The organism is Enterobacter sp. Taxon_2 (assembly GCF_058355295.1).
In genome coordinates, this window is the sequence record NZ_CM178024.1 from 2,781,017 (window position 1) to 2,798,065 (window position 17,049).

Consider the following 17,049-nt stretch of genomic DNA (forward strand, 5'->3'; position numbering starts at 1 on the left):
AATGAAAAACCCGCCTTTATGGCGGGTTTTTTTATGTCTGAATAATAAAGCTAACGTTATTTTCTGTTGTCGTGCTGAATCGCTGTCAGCGAGCCTACAGACAGCGCTTCTTTATAATGCTTACGACAGACCGATACATAGCGTTCATTACCGCCTATAACCACCTGCTCACCATCTGCATAAGGTTTTCCTGCCTGGTCGAGACGAAGCACCATACTGGCTTTGCGACCGCAGAAGCAGATCGTTTTTAATTCGACGAGTTTATCCGACCAGGCGAGCAAATACTGACTCCCGGCAAAGAGCTCACCGCGGAAATCCGTACGAAGCCCATAGCACAGCACGGGGATATCAAGCTCATCAACCACCTCGGAAAGTGCGTGAACCTGTTCACGCGTCAGAAACTGGCTTTCATCGACCAGGACACAGTGAATAGGCCGCTCAGCATGTTCCGTGCGAATGTCCTCAAACAGATCGGTTTTCGGGTTAAACAGCCTGGCAGGTGACGAGAGTCCTATTCTGGAGCTCACCTTCCCTGCACCAAAGCGATCGTCAATCTCAGCCGTATAAACAACGGTACGCATCCCGCGCTCCTGGTAATTGTACGAGGATTGCAGCAGCGCGGTGGATTTACCGGCATTCATCGCCGAATAGTAGAAATACAGTTGTGCCATTGGCCGTAAAACCCTAATCAATGTGTAATATTCCCGATGAGTCATTGTACCATATTTTGTCAGGTCATCAGCGATACAGCGCACAGAGGATGTAGTTCAGCGCGGCGTTCAGAACCTTCTGTTTTCGAAAATAATCCGTTAAAACATGAAGTAAACGCATGCATCCAGGCCAATATGTTATATGTTAAGCCCAACATAACACTTGTTTTTATAGTGGAATCACCGTTCATTAAAATTCACCATTTATTAACTATTTCAGCCTTAACATCACGGGGGGGAACTAATACAAAAGGCTGATATTTATCCGCCGCAACTATAATTCCTGCGGTAAATGTCACAAAAAAAGAGGCAATCAACCGGACAAAGCAGGTTGATGTGATAACAAGCGAGACTGTCGGGTGATGAAATTTAAGTTAGCGTAATTAATAATAGTGAGACGATTTAGTATTTTTTGAATTCCTTACATTCCTGGCTATTGCACATATGAATTTATGGCTCTATTATTAGGTCAACAAACCCCCCCCCCCATTATAAGTTTGAGATTACTACAATGAGCGAAGCACTTAAAATTCTGAACAACATCCGTACTCTTCGTGCGCAGGCAAGAGAATGCACCCTCGAAACGCTTGAAGAAATGCTGGAAAAATTAGAAGTTGTAGTTAATGAACGTCGCGAAGAAGAAAGCGCTGCTGCTGCTGAAATCGAAGAGCGTACTCGTAAACTGCAGCAATATCGTGAAATGCTGATTGCTGATGGTATCGATCCAAATGAATTGCTGAACAGCATGGCTGCGGCTAAAACCGGTACCAAAGCCAAGCGTGCTGCTCGTCCTGCTAAATATAGCTACGTTGACGAGAACGGCGAAACTAAAACCTGGACTGGCCAGGGTCGTACTCCTGCTGTTATCAAGAAAGCCATGGATGAGCAAGGTAAACAGCTGGATGACTTCCTGATCAAGGATTAATCAAGGCACATTCAGAGAAATCCCGCATATTGCGGGATTTTTTTTAACCTAAATTTGTCCCAAACATCCTCTTACACTCTGTCATAAAGCATTATTTAACAACTTTATCGACTGTACTTTCAGACAGGTTTTCGGGAGTGGTATAGACATAAAAAAACCGGTGGGCAGCGCCTCACCGGTTTCGAACATTTACAACCGTGGCTTATTTCTTAATACCTACGCTCTCTTTGAGCCAGGTTTTAAATTCTTCGCCAAGGGTATTGTGGCGGATACCATATTCAACAAACGCCTGCATATAACCGAGCTTATTACCGCAGTCATGGCTCTTACCTTTCATATGGTAGGCCTCAACGGTCTCTTTCTCGATCAGCATATCGATGGCATCCGTCAGCTGGATCTCATCACCCGCTCCTGGAGGCGTTTTAGCCAGCAGAGGCCAGATTTCAGCACTCAGGACATAGCGACCTACAACAGCAAGGTTTGAAGGGGCTACATCGGCTTTAGGCTTCTCTACGACGCCAACCATTGGCACACTTTCACCCGGCTCAAGGTTAACGCCTTTACAGTCAACCACACCGTATGCCGTTACATCTTCAACAGGCTCAACCATAATCTGGCTGCTGCCGGTTTCGTCGAAACGTTTGATCATTTCAGCCAGGTTATCCTGAGAAAGATCGGATTCGTATTCGTCCAGAATAACGTCAGGCAGAATTACCGCTACAGGCTCATCACCCACAACAGGATGCGCGCACATAACAGCGTGACCCAGACCTTTAGCCAGCCCCTGACGAACCTGCATAATGGTGACGTGTGGAGGGCAAATAGACTGAACTTCTTCTAACAGCTGACGCTTAACACGCTTTTCCAGCATGGCTTCAAGTTCAAAGCTTGTATCGAAATGGTTTTCGATAGAGTTTTTAGATGAATGCGTAACCAGCACAATTTCAGTGATGCCGGCTGCAATGCATTCATTAACGACATACTGGATTAATGGCTTATCAACCAGAGGCAACATCTCTTTAGGAATCGCCTTAGTTGCTGGTAACATCCTGGTCCCCAATCCCGCTACCGGGATAACGGCCTTTCTGACTTTCGAATTTAGGGCAGCCATTCAAATTCTCCTGAGCTGTTCAAGTTTTGAACTTTTATGCAATAAATAACGCGTTGAGTATATCAGCCTCGCCCCGCAGTCCGGGTCTGAAAAGAACGCGTTGCCGATCAATTAGGATAAATACGCATGAAACCGGGCAGCGATAGTAGCACTCCCCGCAAAACACAGGTAAAGCAATCTTAAAATTACGACCCAATTGCTTATTCCGTGGACAACATTAAGCGTAGCCGTCCCCCGGCGCCCCAAATTTGGCACTGCCAGGAGGAACAGCGGTGGCTAATTTGATTAAGATACGCCGTTCCCAATGTCCCAAGCGGCACACCGTTACTCACCTGAATATGGTGTTCACCGGTATTCAGTGATGCATTGAGACCGGCTGAAACGAGGATCAGATTCTTTAAACCGCTGTGGTAATAGCCGACCAGCAGCGGGAACTGTCCTGGCAAATTGGCCTGACGAAAAAGCTGGTTTACCTGTTTGAGTAAACTGCCTAACTCCGGCAACCGTTGTCCCTGATGGGATAACTGTTCCTGCAACAAACCATTAAATAGCGCACGAAGAAGTAACGCCGCTAATACACCATTATCCCCCGCCCGGGTGACATCCAGAGAATAAAACGCGAGGTCGGAATCTGACAGTGGTGCAATATCCAGCACCAGTCCTGGCTGATCAGCGGCCACCAGCTGGCGATAATTTACACGGCAGTGTGAAATAGTTTGCTGGACGGGCGGCTGGAGTTCTTGCAACAGCTTCGCCGCAGCAGGCGGATTACTCACCAGAGCGTCCCAGTCCTGGAAAAGACGCTCCTCTTCCTCTACCCGGGAATTAAACATATTCGGATAAAGGCACGCTAAGACCGTTTCCCGCAATCTATGCAAATCCTTGACTGGTTTGAGCAGAATATCCTGTACCCCAAGACGTAATGCTTTGGCGATATCCGCCATGTTCTCGGTGGCAGAGATCACCAGAATCGGCGTCTGATTACCTTCGTTACGCAGATGTTCAACCAGCTTCAGTCCATTCATGCGCGGCATCGCAATGTCGCAAATCATCAAATCGGGCGTAATGCTGATCATTTTTTCCAGGGCGTCGATGCCATCTTCAGCCAGTGACGTCATTGCGCCCAGCGAGGATAACCACGAATCCAGTAGCGATCGGAAAACGGGCTCGTCTTCAACAATCAAAATGTGTTTTCCGGCCAATGGCTGCGTCATGGTTCCTCCCCTGGCTGACAGTAACTAAATAGTGGCATGCGATCGGCACTATCGCCTGTCGGATTTTGCTGAAGTAGTCAAAAAAAGGTGCTTAACGTGCGGTCTGCACAAAAGGCAACAATTCGTCCATTTTCTTTTCGACGGCTAACGAGCCCGCTGCGATGGCGGACTCAGCCCGATGGAAATCAAGGGTAGAGATTTGCGGACAGTACGGTTGAATAAGAATATCCGGAGGATCGCCTGCCATACGGTTACGTTTAAGGCGGTTCTCGAGTACCTGAATTGACGTGGTCATGATTTCTATCGCCGTCGGTGCGGTAACCGAGCGACGTGCGGCCATACGCCCGATTCTTCCGCGCAGGCGTTCATGCCAGGCCAGTTTCTCGCCCTCAACATCTTCGCTCTGGAGATTGACCGGCATGAGATCCTGCTGCATCAGGTGGGCGTCGTGCTGCAGGTCGACGGCAATCACGATATCCGCCCCCATTGCGCGCGTCAGAGAGATGGGAACCGGGTTAACGACGCCACCGTCCACAAGCCAGTAACCGTTGTGTGGGACAGGCGCCATGAGCCCCGGCATACTGCAGGAGGCACGCACGGCAAGATGGATATCCCCTTCGGTGAGCCAGAGCTCGCGTCCTGTACTGAGGTTCGTCGCGACGGCGCCGAAAGGCATCTGACAATCGGTGAAGTCTTCGAGAGGCATAACCTGGCGGAACTGGTTAAACACGCGCTCGCCGCGCAGCAGCCCACCACGCTGCCAGGAGAGGTCCATCAGACGCAGCACGTCCCAGTAGCTGAAGGAGCGCACCCACGTCTCGAGTTCAGGAAGCTTCCCGCACGCGTAAGCAGAGCCGACAAGCGATCCTATTGAACACCCTGCGACAATATCAATGTCAATGCCCATCTTGTTTAAGGCATTAATTACGCCGATGTGTGACCACCCCCGGGCTGCACCTGAGCCCAGCGCCAGTCCAATTTTAACCTTTCTCATTAGCCCTGTTTTACTTCCCCTGGATTCCTGACATAGCGTCAACGCAACAGCTCAGTTAACATAGTGCTACCCGAAGCGTTTAACGCCTTTATTTTTTGTTCCAGGAAGAGAATCGTGTCTCAACTCTGCCCCTGTGGTAGCGCTCTGGAGTATAGCCTATGTTGCCAGCGATATCTGTCTGGCGATCAGGTTGCACCAGACCCGTCACACCTCATGCGCTCACGGTACACTGCTTTTGTGATCAAGGACGCAGACTACCTGATTAAAACCTGGCATCCATCCTGCCGCGCAGCCGATTTCAAACAGGACATCGAAGCCGGGTTCGCGAACACGCAGTGGCTCGGCCTTACCGTCTATGAATCCGCAACAGGCAGTCATGTTGACGAAGGTTACGTCAGCTTTGTTGCCCGTTTTAGCGAGAATAATAAACCGGGTGCCATTATCGAGCGTTCCCGGTTCTTAAAGGAAAGCGGGCAATGGTATTATATTGACGGAACGCGCCCACAGTTTGGTCGTAACGATCCCTGCCCGTGTGGTTCAGGTAAAAAATTTAAAAAGTGTTGCGGGCAGTAATGCCTGACAACCCAGACTTCGCAAATACAAACAGGATTTCCCGGCGATGCAATCATTACAACGTAAAGTTCTGCGCACCATCTGTCCCGATCAAAAAGGACTGATCGCACGAATTACCAACATTTGCTACAAGCATGAACTGAATATCGTGCAGAACAACGAGTTCGTTGACCACCGTACCGGTCGCTTCTTTATGCGTACCGAGCTGGAAGGTATTTTCAACGACACCACCCTGCTTGCCGATCTGGACAGCGCGCTTCCGGAAGGTTCCGTGCGCGAACTGACCCCAGCGGGTCGACGCCGCATCGTGATCCTGGTGACCAAAGAAGCACATTGTCTGGGCGACCTGCTGATGAAAGCCAACTACGGTGGTCTGGACGTTGAAATTGCTGCCGTTATTGGCAACCATGAGACGCTGCGCACGCTGGTCGAGCGTTTTGATATTCCGTTCGAGCTGGTGAGCCACGAAGGCCATACCCGTGAAGAACACGACGATTTGATGGCGCAGGCCATTGAAGCGCATAACCCGGACTACGTGGTGCTGGCGAAATACATGCGCGTGTTAACGCCATCCTTCGTAGCGCGTTTCCCGAACAAGATCATCAACATTCACCACTCGTTCCTGCCGGCCTTTATTGGTGCGCGTCCTTACCACCAGGCGTACGAGCGCGGCGTGAAGATCATCGGTGCGACCGCGCACTACGTGAATGACAACCTGGATGAAGGTCCAATCATCATGCAGGACGTCATTCATGTGGATCACACTTACACCGCTGAGGACATGATGCGTGCGGGTCGTGACGTTGAGAAGAATGTGTTGAGTCGTGCGCTGTATCAGGTGCTGGCGCAGCGGGTCTTCGTGTACGGCAACAGGACCATCATTCTTTAATCTTTCGGAAAATGAATTGATTAGCTTTGCGCCTTTACGGATAAAAAGCAGGCAAACGACTTCATTTCCCTAAAGGAATGCTTTACAGGGGCGTCTCATTTGATATGATGCGCCCCGCTTCCAGCAGGAAGCCGGCCAGTAAAAAAGCATTACCCCGTGGTGGGGTTCCCGAGCGGCCAAAGGGAGCAGACTGTAAATCTGCCGTCATCGACTTCGAAGGTTCGAATCCTTCCCCCACCACCATCTCTCAGCAAGACCTCAAAATTTGAATTGCCCCTGGTGGGGTTCCCGAGCGGCCAAAGGGAGCAGACTGTAAATCTGCCGTCATCGACTTCGAAGGTTCGAATCCTTCCCCCACCACCATCACTTCCAAACGACGCTAAACCTTCTGTTCGCACCAGGCATCATGTATTTCCGTAACGGGGAAGGATGAGAAGCTTCGACTAAGGTTCGATTCGAGCACAGCGAGAAAGCGTTGCCGCAGGCAACGACCCGAAGGGCGAGGCGCAACGCGCCGAGTAATCCTTCCCCCACCACCATCACTTCCCCAATATAAAAAACCGAGTCCGCCTTCGTAGGCCGGGTAAGGCGCAGCCGCCACCCGGCGACAGAAACCTACATCGGCGGCAAACGACGCCTGACCGGCGAACTCTTCACAATCGACGTATTACACTGGGCATGTTCTGCCAGGCCGTCCAGCAACGCATCAAGCTGTTCGATTGACCGCACCACCAGCCTAATCACAAAGCAATCTTCCCCGGTGACTTTGTCGCTCTCAATACACTCCGGCATCGCCTGAATGTACTTATCCACCTTATGCAACAGCCCCGGCAAAGGCCGCACGCGCACCAGCGCCTGCAGCGTATACCCCAGCGCCGCCAGATTCACCCGTGCACCATAACCCTGAATCACACCGCGTTCTTCCAGCCTCTTCAGGCGTTCTGCCGTGCTGGGGGACGTCAGACCGATGCGGCCGCTGAGCACCTTCAACGACATGCGCGCATCCTCAACCAGACAAGCTAAAATTTGTCGGTCAATATCATCGATAAGGCATTCCATTCTTTTCACCTAATTTTAAAAAGTGATTTACCTATTCAACCTTATATCACCCCTGTAAAACCCGACAGCGATTTTCGACAATAGCGTCATTAATCAGGAGGTGGATGATGCGTGATTTACATAAAGGCGTCTGGCAAATGAGCCTGGCGATGTTAATTTCCGGCTCTATCGGCGCGTTTGTTTTGCTCTCCGGTCTGCCGGTGACGGAAGTGGTGTTCTGGCGCTGTCTTATCGGTGCTATTGCGCTTTTTATTTTTATCCGGGTAAGTCAAAAACCCTTCAGTCCCCTCACCCACACCACGCTGCTGCTGGCTATTCTCGGCGGCGTGGCATTAGTGGTGAACTGGCTGCTGCTCTTCGCCGCCTATGAGCGGATCTCAATTGGCCTTTCGACCGTGGTCTATAACACCCAGCCGTTTATGCTGGTCTTGATGGGAATGTTTTTAGGTGAACGCGTCAGCCTGGTGAAATGGGGCTGGCTGTTCCTCGCCTTTGGCGGCGTGGTGATACTGCTCTCCAGCGAGCTGACCGGCGCGCATGGTGGTGAATGGCTCGCCGGAATCGGTCTGGCGATGGCCGCGGCGTTCTTCTATGCGGTCACGGCCATGATTGCCCGCAAACTCAGATCCGTTGCGCCGCAGCATATTGCCTTTATCCAGGTGCTGACGGGCGTCGTGATGCTTTTACCGTTTGCCCAAATGCCGTCATTTTCCGGTGATTTCCCCTGGCCTATCCTGCTGACGCTGGGCATTGTCCATACCGGCATTATGTACCAGCTGCTCTACAGCGCGATTCAGAAGCTGCCTACGCCCATTACCGGCTCCCTGTCGTTTATCTATCCGGTGGTGGCAATTGTTGTTGATAATCTGGTGTTCGGACACGCGCTGAATCTGACGCAGCTGGCGGGCGGCGCGCTGATCCTGTTTGCTGCCGCGGGGAACAACCTGGGCTGGGGCGAAAAAAAACCCCGCGAGTGCGGGGTTGGTATCAAAACGGCAAATTAGCGACGGGCGCGTACTATCTGGTATTTGCGCGTCAGGTACTCCACCGGCGCGCTCCAGATATGCACCAGGCGGGAGAACGGGAAGAGCACAAACAGCGTCATCCCCAGCACCAGGTGAACGCGGAAGATAAACGCCACGCCGTCCAGGTGCGCGGAGGCTCCGCCGTTGAAGGTCACCACGGACTGTGCCCAGCCCACCAGCTTCATCATTTCGCTCCCGTCCATATGCTGCGCCGAGAACGGAATGGTCAACAGACCCAGCGCACACTGCACCATCAGCAGGGAGAGGATCAGGATGTCCGCTGCAGTCGTGGTCGCACGCACGCGCGGGCTGAACAGACGACGTTTCAGCAGCAGCAGGCCACCGACCAGGGTCATCACGCCGCAGGCACCGCCGGCGATCATCGCCATCTTCTGCTTCACCTCTATCGGTAGCCACGCTTCATACATCCAGTGCGGCGTCAGCATCCCCAGGAAGTGACCGGCAAAAATGCCCAGAATACCGATGTGGAACAGGTTAGAGCCCACATGCATCCCCTTACGATCCAGCATCTGGCTGGAGGCAGCACGCCAGGTGTACTGGCCGTAGTCATAACGCAGCCAGCTTCCCACCAGGAACACGGTGCCCGCGATATACGGGTAAATGTCAAAGAAGAACATATTCAGGAAGTGCATTAGTGCCGTCCTCCGTTAGAGATATTCAAATATTGCGGGGCAACCGCGCCGGCAAAACGACGCTGGTGAGCGGAGATTTCAGACTCGCCGCAGTTCTGGTCAGCAAAGAATTTCACCTGCTCTTCTTCCCAGACCGCATCCAGCGCCTGTGGCGTATCATCGCGGGCTTCATCCGCAATTTTCTCCGCCACTTTTTCACTGTCGACCGCGGCGTTGGCCAGCTTCACCAGCAGATCGAACAGCACCGCATAGCGGCTCTCGCGCTGCTGAAGACGCGCGCCGAGCAGCGCCAGGATCGGCGCGATGTCCTGCAGACCGCCCAGCGCCTCTTCTTTCGGCAACTGCGCCAGGTACTCCAGATAGAGCGGCAGATGGTCCGGCAGCTCGCGGCTGTCGAGCTGCAGGCCGTGCTGTTCATACTGGGCCATCAGATCCACCATCGCCTGACCGCGGTCGCGGGATTCACCGTGCACGTGTTCAAACAGCAGCAGGGACGTTGCACGACCACGGTCAAACAGCTGGCTGTAGTCCGACTGGGCATCCAGAAGGTCGCGCGCAAGCAGGTCGCGGAGGAAAACACCCAGCTTCTGGGCATCGTCCTTATCCAGGTTTTCAGATGACGCGAGTGCATCAAAGAGTTCCTGCTGATGCTGCGCAAGCGCAGCATCCGGGTACTCGAGCAGACGCGAAACAATGACGAGTTCAATCATTGGTGCGGCTCCGTTTTACTGGTCACATCCATGGCATCAATGCGGCGGCTGTTGAAGAGATTGAATTTGCTGTCTGACCCGTGGCAACCGTCGCCAAAGGTAAAGCCACAGCCATTTTTTTCCGGGAAGGCTTCGCGGGCCAGCTCACGGTGACTGCTCGGCACCACGAAACGGTCTTCGTAGTTAGCGATCGCCAGATAGCGGTACATCTCCTGCGCCTGCGCTTCGGTCAGACCGACCTCTTCCAGCGCGCGGGTATCGGTTACGCCATCCACGGTTTCGGCACGCTTGAAGTGGCGCATTGCCAGCATACGCTTCAGCGCCAGCAGGACCGGCTGGGTATCGCCTGCGGTCAGCAGGTTTGCCAGATACTGAACCGGGATACGCAGGCTCTCCACGTCCGGCAGAATGCCGTTGCTGCCCAGTTCACCCGCGTCAGCCGCAGACTGAATCGGCGACAGCGGCGGCACGTACCAGACCATCGGCAGGGTGCGGTATTCCGGATGCAGCGGCAGGGCCAGCTTCCAGTCCATCGCCATTTTGTACACCGGCGACTGCTGCGCAGCGTCAATCACGCTCTGCGGCACGCCGTCCTTCAGCGCCTGCTCAATGACCTTCGGATCGTTCGGATCGAGGAACACGTCCAGTTGACGCTGATAGAGATCTTTCTCGTGCTCGGTGCTGGCTGCGTTTTCAATCGCGTCCGCGTCGTACAGCAGCACGCCGAGGTAGCGAATACGGCCTACGCAGCTTTCGGAGCAGACGGTTGGCATCCCGGCTTCAATACGCGGATAGCAGAAGATGCACTTCTCGGATTTGCCGCTCTTCCAGTTGAAGTAGATCTTTTTGTACGGGCAGCCGGTGATGCACATACGCCAGCCGCGGCACTTGTCCTGGTCGATCAGCACGATACCGTCTTCTTCACGCTTGTAAATGGCGCCGCTCGGGCAGGTCGCCACGCACGCCGGGTTGAGGCAGTGCTCGCACAGGCGCGGCAGATACATCATGAAGGTATTTTCGAACTGGCCGTACATCGCCTTCTGCATGTTCTCGAAGTTCTGATCTTTGGCGCGTTTCTCGAACTCGCCGCCCAGAATCTCTTCCCAGTTTGGACCGCTGGTAATTTTGTCCATGCGCTGGCCGGTGATCAGCGAGCGAGGACGGGCGATCGGCTGGTGTTTGCCTTCCGGCGCGTTGTGCAGGTTCTGGTAGTCGTAATCAAACGGCTCGTAGTAATCATCGATGCCCGGCAGATGCGGGTTAGCGAAGATTTTTCCCAGAAGCCAAGCGCGGTTACCCATGCGCGGCTGCAGCTTGCCGTTGATTTTACGGATCCAGCCGCCCTTCCACTTCTCCTGGTTTTCCCAGTCGGTCGGGAAGCCGGTGCCCGGCTTGCTTTCCACGTTATTGAACCAGGCGTATTCCATACCTTCACGGCTGGTCCAGACGTTTTTACAGGTGACCGAGCAGGTATGGCAGCCGATGCATTTATCCAGATTCAGCACCATGCCGACTTGTGAACGAATTTTCATTTTACGCTCTCCTGTACCTGGTCATTACCTTCGCCGTCTAACCAGTTAATATTCTTCATCTTACGTACCACCACGAACTCATCGCGGTTCGATCCTACGGTGCCGTAGTAGTTAAATCCGTAGGCCAGCTGCGCATAGCCACCGATCATGTGGGTCGGCTTCGGCGTAATGCGGGTCACGGAGTTGTGGATCCCGCCGCGCTGCTCGGTGATCTCTGACCCCGGCAGGTTAACAATACGTTCCTGCGCGTGGTACATCATGGTCATCCCGGCCGGTACGCGCTGGCTCACCACCGCACGCGCCGTCAGGGCACCGTTGCTGTTGAACACTTCGATCCAGTCGTTATCTTCAATACCCAGATCTTTGGCATCCGTTTCGCTCATCCAGACAATCGGACCGCCGCGCGACAGGGTCAGCATCAGCAGGTTGTCGCTGTAGGTGGAGTGAATACCCCACTTCTGGTGCGGCGTCAGGAAGTTCAGCGCCTTCTCAGGGTTACCGTTCGATTTCGCGCCCATCACCGCTTTCACGGAGCGGGTGTCGATTGGCGGACGGTACACCAGCAGGCTTTCACCGAAGTCGCGCATCCACTGATGATCCTGATACAGCGACTGGCGGCCTGACAGGGTGCGCCATGGGATCAGCTCGTGAACGTTGGTGTAGCCCGCGTTATAGGACACATGCTCATCTTCCAGGCCTGACCAGGTCGGGCTGGAGATAATCTTGCGCGGCTGGGCCTGAATATCGCGGAAGCGGATTTTCTCTTCCTCTTTATTCGTCGCCAGGTGCGTATGGTCGCGACCGGTGAACTCGCTCAGGGCCGCCCAGGCCTTCACCGCCACGTGGCCGTTGGTTTCCGGTGCCAGGGTCAGGATCATCTCTGCCGCATCAATCGCCGTGTTCAGCATTGGCTGGCCTTTCGCCGGACCGTCCGCTTTGGTGTAGTTGAGCTTGCGCAGCAGGTCCATTTCGCTCTGGGTGTTCCAGGCGATCCCTTTCCCACCGTTACCGATTTTCTCCATCAGCGGGCCGATAGAGGTAAAGCGCTCGTACGTTGCCGGGTAGTCACGCTCAACCGGAATGATGTGCGGCGCGGTCACGCCCGGGATCAGGTCACATTCGCCTTTTTTCCAGTCCTTCACGTCCAGCGGCTGCGCCAGTTCGGCGGCGGAGTCGTGCTGGATGGGCAGCGTCACCACGTCGGTCTCTTTGCCGAGGTGCCCCACGCAGACTTCGGAGAATGTCTTCGCGATGTCTTTGTAGATCTCCCAGTCGCTTTTCGATTCCCACGCCGGGTCAACGGCCGCAGACAGCGGATGAATAAACGGATGCATATCCGAGGTATTCATGTCGTCTTTTTCGTACCAGGTCGCGGTTGGCAGCACGATGTCGGAGTACAGGCAGGTGCTGGACAGGCGGAAGTCGAGGGTGACCACCAGATCCAGCTTGCCGTCGAGACCGTTGTCTTTCCACTCCACCTCTTCCGGCTTCACGCCGCCCTGCTTGCCGAGATCTTTCCCCTGGATACCGTTTTCGGTACCGAGCAGGTATTTCAGCATGTACTCGTGGCCTTTACCGGACGAGCCCAGCAGGTTGGAGCGCCAGATAAACAGGTTACGCGGATGGTTTTTACCGTTCTCCGGCTGTTCCGCCGCGAAGCGAATTGAGCCATCCTTCAGGGACTGCACGGTGTAATCCACCGGCGACATGCCTGCCTGCTTTGCCGCTTCCGCAATGCGCAGCGGGTTAGTGCCCAGCTGCGGCGCAGACGGCAGCCAGCCCATGCGCTCGGCGCGCACGTTGAAGTCAATCAGATGGCCGCTGTAGCGGGATTTATCCGCCATCGGCGACAGCAGCTCCTGCGCGGTCACCGTTTCGTAGCGCCACTGGCTGGAGTGGTTATAGAAGTAAGAGGTACTGTTCATGTGGCGTGCCGGACGCTGCCAGTCGAGGGCAAACGCCAGCGGCTGCCAGCCGGTCTGCGGACGCAGTTTTTCCTGGCCCACGTAGTGCGCCCAGCCGCCGCCGCTCTGGCCGACGCAGCCGCAGAAGATCAGCATGTTGATCAGGCCACGGTAGTTCATATCGAGGTGATACCAGTGGTTCAGACCCGCACCGACGATGATCATGGAGCGACCGTGGGTCTTGTCGGCGTTATCCGCAAACTCGCGGGCGATACGCACGATCTGCGCGCGTGGAACGCCGGTGATTTGCTCTGCCCATGCCGGGGTGTAGGCTTTCACATCGTCATAGCCGGTGGCGCAGTTTTCATCGCCCAGACCACGTTCCAGGCCGTAGTTCGCCATGGTCAGGTCATAGACGGTGGTGACCAGCGCAGTAGACCCGTCCGCCAGCTGCAGGCGTTTCACCGGCAGCTTGTGCATCAGTACGTTTTTCAGTTCAACCTTGTTGAAGTGCTCGGAACCTTCACCGCCGAAGTACGGGAAGCCCACCTCGGCGATCTCGTCCTGGCTACCCAGCATGCTCAGGCGCAGCTCCGTCTCTTCGCCGGTCGTGCCGTTACGTTGCTCAAGGTTCCACTTGCCCTTCTCGCCCCAGCGGAAGCCGATAGAGCCGTTTGGCGCCACCAGCTCGCCGTTGCTGTTATACGCAACGGTTTTCCACTCAGGATTATTTTCCTGGCCCAGCGAATCCACCAGATCGGCAGCGCGCAGCGTACGGCCTGCTGCGTAGTAGCCGTCACGCTCTTCGAGCATCACCAGCATCGGCATGTCGGTATAGCGGCGGACGTAGTCGGTGAAGTACTGGCTTGGTTTATCCAGGTGGAACTCGCGCAGCATGACGTGGCCCATCGCCATCGCCATCGCCGCATCGGTACCCTGTTTCGGCGCCAGCCACAGATCGCACAGCTTGGCGATTTCGGCATAGTCCGGGGTCACCGCCACCGTTTTGGTGCCTTTGTAACGGACTTCGGTAAAGAAGTGCGCGTCCGGCGTACGGGTCTGCGGCACGTTAGAGCCCCAGGCGATGATGTAGCTGGAGTTGTACCAGTCCGCGGATTCCGGCACGTCGGTCTGCTCGCCCCAGGTCTGCGGAGACGCGGGCGGCAGGTCGCAGTACCAGTCGTAGAAACTCAGGCAGGTACCGCCGATTAAAGAGAGATAGCGCGCGCCGGAGGCATAAGAGACCATCGACATCGCCGGGATCGGCGAGAAGCCCGCCACCCGGTCAGGACCGTAGGTTTTGACGGTGTAGACGTTGGAAGCGGCAATCAGCTCGTTCACTTCTTTCCATGAGGAGCGAACGAAACCTCCGCGACCGCGGGCCTGCTTGAAGCTTTTTGCTTTGTCAGCGTCTTCAATGATGGAGGCCCAGGCATCCACCGGATCGCTGTGCTGCACTTTCGCTTCACGCCACATTTTCATCAGGCGCTTGCGCATCAGGGGGTATTTCAGACGGTTCGCGCTGTAGAGATACCAGGAGTAGCTGGCGCCACGCGGGCAGCCGCGCGGTTCGTGGTTCGGCATATCCGGGCGGGTGCGAGGATAGTCGGTCTGCTGCATTTCCCAGGTCACCAGACCGTTTTTAACGAAAATCTTCCAGCTACATGAGCCAGTGCAGTTCACGCCGTGGGTCGAACGGACGACTTTGTCATGCTGCCAGCGCTGGCGGTAACCGTCTTCCCAGTCCCGGTTGGTATCCAGAACCTGGCCGTGCCCATCGGCAAACGTTTCACCCTTCTGCTTGAAGTAGCGAAACCGGTCCAAAAATTTGCTCATCGGGTATCTCCTGTGTGGAGCCTGTGGCTCTCTAAATCGACATTGCTGATTTGCAGCGAAGGTAACGCCCTGAAAGAGGGGGAGAATTGATAACGATCAAGACGAGGAGGGACTTTCAGGCGAGGGATTACACCGAATACCACCAAAGCGGTATCTGTTCAAAATTCATATCCACATGAAATATATCGTTATTTTTATTTTATCGTACAAACCGCCAGGCAAAATTTAACCTCTCAGGTATTAAGGGGTAGAGCGACCTGTAAAGCGATGGCGATCACAGCGTTACCCGTGGGCTTTCTCTGTAAACCCATCAGTATGTTGTAACTATAACCAGCACAAAAAAAACGCGGCCCGAAGGCCGCGTAAACGGATAATCAACTTACTTTTTATTTTTAGAATTACGCCCGTATACCGCCCAGGTGATCACAACGCAGGCGATATAGAAGACGAGGAAGACTTTCATGGCACCGGCCGGAGAGCCGGTCAGGTCCAGAGAGATACCGAACGCTTTCGGGATAAAGAAGCCGCCAATCGCGCCGATGGCAGAGATAAAGCCCAGCGCCGCAGCCGTATCCGTCGCCGCTTCGCGCATGGCCTGCTCTTCGCTCCCGCCCTGTGCTTTTACGCGGTCCATGGTCAGCTTACGGAAGATCACGGAGATCATCTGGAAGGTGGACGCACTCCCCAGCCCGGCCGTAAGGAACAACACCATAAACACGCCGAAGAAGGCGATGAAGTTACCGCCCTGCCCGTCGGCTGGCAGCGTGAGGAACAGCAGCGCACAGAAGACAGCCATCACGACAAAGTTAACCAGCGTCACGCGGGTACCGCCCAGGCGGTCAGACACCATGCCGCCCAGCGAACGTGCCAGGGCACCAATAAACGGCCCGAAGAAGGCAAAGTGCAGGATCTGAATCTCCGGGAACTGCGTTTTCGATAGCATCGCGAAGCCCGCTGAGAAGCCGATAAACGAACCGAAGGTGGCCAGATACAGCAGCGCCATCACCCAGAGGTGTCCACGCTTCAGCACCGGCAGCTGTTCGCTCAGCGACGCCTTCGACGCGGACAGGTCATTCATAAAGAACCAAGCTGCGAGGGTGAAGACCACGAGGAATGGTACCCAGATCCAGGCTGCATTTTGCAGATAGAGGGAAGAACCATCCGCCTGCTCAACGCCACCGCCGCCAAAGGCTGCAAAAATGGAGACCGAGATCGCCAGCGGGGCAATGAGCTGCATCACGCTCACGCCCATATTCCCCAGACCGCCGTTAATCCCCAGCGCGCCGCCCTGCTTCGCTTTCGGGAAGAAGAAGCTGATGTTCGCCATGCTGGAGGCGAAGTTTGCACCCGCAAAACCGCACAGCAGGGAGATAATCACGAATACGCTAAATGGCGTAGAGGTATCCTGCACCGCGAAGCCGAGCCAGACGCAAGGGACGATCATTATACCTGTACTGAACGCCGTCCAGCGACGACCGCCAAACACCGGCACCATAAACGCGTAAGGCACACGCAGCAGCGCGCCTGACAGCGACGGCAGCGCGGTCAGCATGAATAGCTGATCGGTGGTAAACGTAAAACCCACTTTCGGCAGGTTGACCGCCACCGCGCTAAACAACATCCATACGCAAAACGCTAATAACAGACACGGCACGGAAATCCACAGATTCCGGCTTGCTACACGATGGCCGCGCTGTTGCCAGAACGCCAGATCCTCTGGACGCCAGTCTGTAATAACGGCACCATTTTCCCTTTCGGGAGCGGATGAGTGACTCATAGACACCTCTGATTCTCGAATGATGCTGCAAACATTAGGGTTTTAGGACGGCGGTAAGTTGATATAAATCAAAGGAAAAGTGGGAGGATTTGCGGCGAAAAATAAGGCCTCACCCTTAGTGAGTAGGCTAATTCGGT

Annotated in this window: 14 protein-coding genes, 2 tRNA genes and 1 other RNA gene; 7 read left to right on the top strand and 10 right to left on the bottom strand. The window is 54.6% G+C overall.

Translation table 11 applies throughout. From position 1 onward, the window contains the following. Positions 1–56: 56 nt before the first annotated feature. Positions 57–671: a thymidine kinase gene (gene tdk / locus AC4IC4_RS13240; protein WP_024907093.1), complete on the bottom strand. Its 615-nt coding sequence runs from the start codon at positions 669–671 to the stop codon at positions 57–59. 550 nt (positions 672–1,221) lie between these two features. On the opposite strand from tdk, the gene hns reads away from it, so the two are divergent. Further along, on the top strand, positions 1,222–1,635 hold the full coding sequence (hns, locus tag AC4IC4_RS13245; protein WP_008502781.1) for a histone-like nucleoid-structuring protein H-NS: 414 nt from the start codon (positions 1,222–1,224) through the stop codon (positions 1,633–1,635). A gap of 202 nt (positions 1,636–1,837) precedes the next feature. Here the strand turns inward: hns and galU are convergent, their stop codons facing one another. From galU to rssA, 3 genes are all read right to left on the bottom strand, one after another. Continuing rightward, entirely contained in the window at positions 1,838–2,746 is a 909-nt protein-coding gene (gene galU / locus AC4IC4_RS13250) for a UTP--glucose-1-phosphate uridylyltransferase GalU (RefSeq protein WP_008502780.1), read from the bottom strand. A gap of 200 nt (positions 2,747–2,946) precedes the next feature. Beyond that, positions 2,947–3,960, bottom strand: a complete 1,014-nt coding sequence (rssB, locus tag AC4IC4_RS13255; RefSeq protein WP_032647605.1) for a two-component system response regulator RssB — start codon at positions 3,958–3,960, stop codon at positions 2,947–2,949. Positions 3,961–4,051: 91 nt separating this feature from the next. Further along, the gene (rssA, locus tag AC4IC4_RS13260; protein WP_491471298.1) at positions 4,052–4,954 is read right to left on the bottom strand and encodes a patatin-like phospholipase RssA; all 903 of its coding nucleotides are present in this window, start codon (positions 4,952–4,954) and stop codon (positions 4,052–4,054) included. A 114-nt stretch (positions 4,955–5,068) separates the two neighbouring features. On the opposite strand from rssA, the gene AC4IC4_RS13265 reads away from it, so the two are divergent. The 5 genes from AC4IC4_RS13265 (at position 5,069) to AC4IC4_RS13285 (ending at position 6,955) form a co-directional block, all read left to right on the top strand. Then, positions 5,069–5,527 carry a YchJ family protein gene (locus AC4IC4_RS13265; protein WP_024907090.1) on the top strand — a complete coding sequence of 153 codons (459 nt, stop codon included), beginning with the start codon at positions 5,069–5,071 and terminating at the stop codon, positions 5,525–5,527. A 46-nt stretch (positions 5,528–5,573) separates the two neighbouring features. Further along, positions 5,574–6,416: a formyltetrahydrofolate deformylase gene (gene purU, locus AC4IC4_RS13270; protein WP_023312104.1), complete on the top strand. Its 843-nt coding sequence runs from the start codon at positions 5,574–5,576 to the stop codon at positions 6,414–6,416. Positions 6,417–6,574: 158 nt separating this feature from the next. Next, positions 6,575–6,659 (top strand) — tRNA-Tyr (locus AC4IC4_RS13275). Between the two features lie 35 nt (positions 6,660–6,694). Beyond that, positions 6,695–6,779: transfer RNA gene (locus AC4IC4_RS13280), tRNA-Tyr, on the top strand. A 45-nt stretch (positions 6,780–6,824) separates the two neighbouring features. Then, positions 6,825–6,955, top strand: a non-coding RNA gene (locus AC4IC4_RS13285) — RtT sRNA. A gap of 76 nt (positions 6,956–7,031) precedes the next feature. Here AC4IC4_RS13285 and AC4IC4_RS13290 read toward each other — a convergent pair. Further along, positions 7,032–7,475, bottom strand: coding sequence for an Lrp/AsnC family transcriptional regulator (locus tag AC4IC4_RS13290; protein ID WP_021240337.1), 444 nt, complete (start codon positions 7,473–7,475; stop codon positions 7,032–7,034). 107 nt (positions 7,476–7,582) lie between these two features. Between AC4IC4_RS13290 and AC4IC4_RS13295 the strand changes: the two genes are divergently transcribed. Next, a complete protein-coding gene (locus AC4IC4_RS13295; RefSeq protein WP_491472825.1) occupies positions 7,583–8,479 on the top strand; it encodes a DMT family transporter in 897 nt (298 codons plus the stop codon). Here AC4IC4_RS13295 and narI read toward each other — a convergent pair. From narI to AC4IC4_RS13320, 5 genes are all read right to left on the bottom strand, one after another. Then, positions 8,476–9,153 (bottom strand): respiratory nitrate reductase subunit gamma, encoded by a 678-nt coding sequence (narI, locus tag AC4IC4_RS13300; protein ID WP_491471299.1) that lies wholly within the window; start codon positions 9,151–9,153, stop codon positions 8,476–8,478. The genes AC4IC4_RS13295 and narI overlap by 4 nt on opposite strands. Further along, positions 9,153–9,863 carry a nitrate reductase molybdenum cofactor assembly chaperone gene (gene narJ / locus AC4IC4_RS13305; protein ID WP_032656683.1) on the bottom strand — a complete coding sequence of 237 codons (711 nt, stop codon included), beginning with the start codon at positions 9,861–9,863 and terminating at the stop codon, positions 9,153–9,155. Before narJ ends, narI begins: the two co-directional genes overlap by 1 nt. After that, positions 9,860–11,395, bottom strand: coding sequence for a nitrate reductase subunit beta (narH, locus tag AC4IC4_RS13310; protein WP_491471300.1), 1,536 nt, complete (start codon positions 11,393–11,395; stop codon positions 9,860–9,862). The genes narJ and narH overlap by 4 nt, the downstream gene beginning before the upstream one ends. Beyond that, a complete protein-coding gene (locus AC4IC4_RS13315; protein ID WP_491471301.1) occupies positions 11,392–15,135 on the bottom strand; it encodes a nitrate reductase subunit alpha in 3,744 nt (1,247 codons plus the stop codon). Before AC4IC4_RS13315 ends, narH begins: the two co-directional genes overlap by 4 nt. Positions 15,136–15,514: 379 nt before the next feature. Further along, entirely contained in the window at positions 15,515–16,912 is a 1,398-nt protein-coding gene (locus AC4IC4_RS13320; protein WP_491471302.1) for a NarK family nitrate/nitrite MFS transporter, read from the bottom strand. Between the last annotated feature and the right edge of the window lie 137 nt (positions 16,913–17,049).

Excerpts from the sequence above, each read along its gene's own strand:
- tdk (WP_024907093.1), bottom strand. The coding sequence starts at position 671 with ATGGCACAACTGTATTTCTACTATTCGGCGATGAATGCCGGTAAATCC.
- AC4IC4_RS13290 (WP_021240337.1), bottom strand. The coding sequence starts at position 7,475 with ATGGAATGCCTTATCGATGATATTGACCGACAAATTTTAGCTTGTCTG.
- galU (WP_008502780.1), bottom strand. The coding sequence starts at position 2,746 with ATGGCTGCCCTAAATTCGAAAGTCAGAAAGGCCGTTATCCCGGTAGCG.
- rssB (WP_032647605.1), bottom strand. The coding sequence starts at position 3,960 with ATGACGCAGCCATTGGCCGGAAAACACATTTTGATTGTTGAAGACGAG.
- AC4IC4_RS13295 (WP_491472825.1), top strand. The coding sequence starts at position 7,583 with ATGCGTGATTTACATAAAGGCGTCTGGCAAATGAGCCTGGCGATGTTA.
- hns (WP_008502781.1), top strand. The coding sequence starts at position 1,222 with ATGAGCGAAGCACTTAAAATTCTGAACAACATCCGTACTCTTCGTGCG.
- purU (WP_023312104.1), top strand. The coding sequence starts at position 5,574 with ATGCAATCATTACAACGTAAAGTTCTGCGCACCATCTGTCCCGATCAA.
- narH (WP_491471300.1), bottom strand. The coding sequence starts at position 11,395 with ATGAAAATTCGTTCACAAGTCGGCATGGTGCTGAATCTGGATAAATGC.
- AC4IC4_RS13320 (WP_491471302.1), bottom strand. The coding sequence starts at position 16,912 with ATGAGTCACTCATCCGCTCCCGAAAGGGAAAATGGTGCCGTTATTACA.
- narJ (WP_032656683.1), bottom strand. The coding sequence starts at position 9,863 with ATGATTGAACTCGTCATTGTTTCGCGTCTGCTCGAGTACCCGGATGCT.
- rssA (WP_491471298.1), bottom strand. The coding sequence starts at position 4,954 with ATGAGAAAGGTTAAAATTGGACTGGCGCTGGGCTCAGGTGCAGCCCGG.
- narI (WP_491471299.1), bottom strand. The coding sequence starts at position 9,153 with ATGCACTTCCTGAATATGTTCTTCTTTGACATTTACCCGTATATCGCG.
- AC4IC4_RS13315 (WP_491471301.1), bottom strand. The coding sequence starts at position 15,135 with ATGAGCAAATTTTTGGACCGGTTTCGCTACTTCAAGCAGAAGGGTGAA.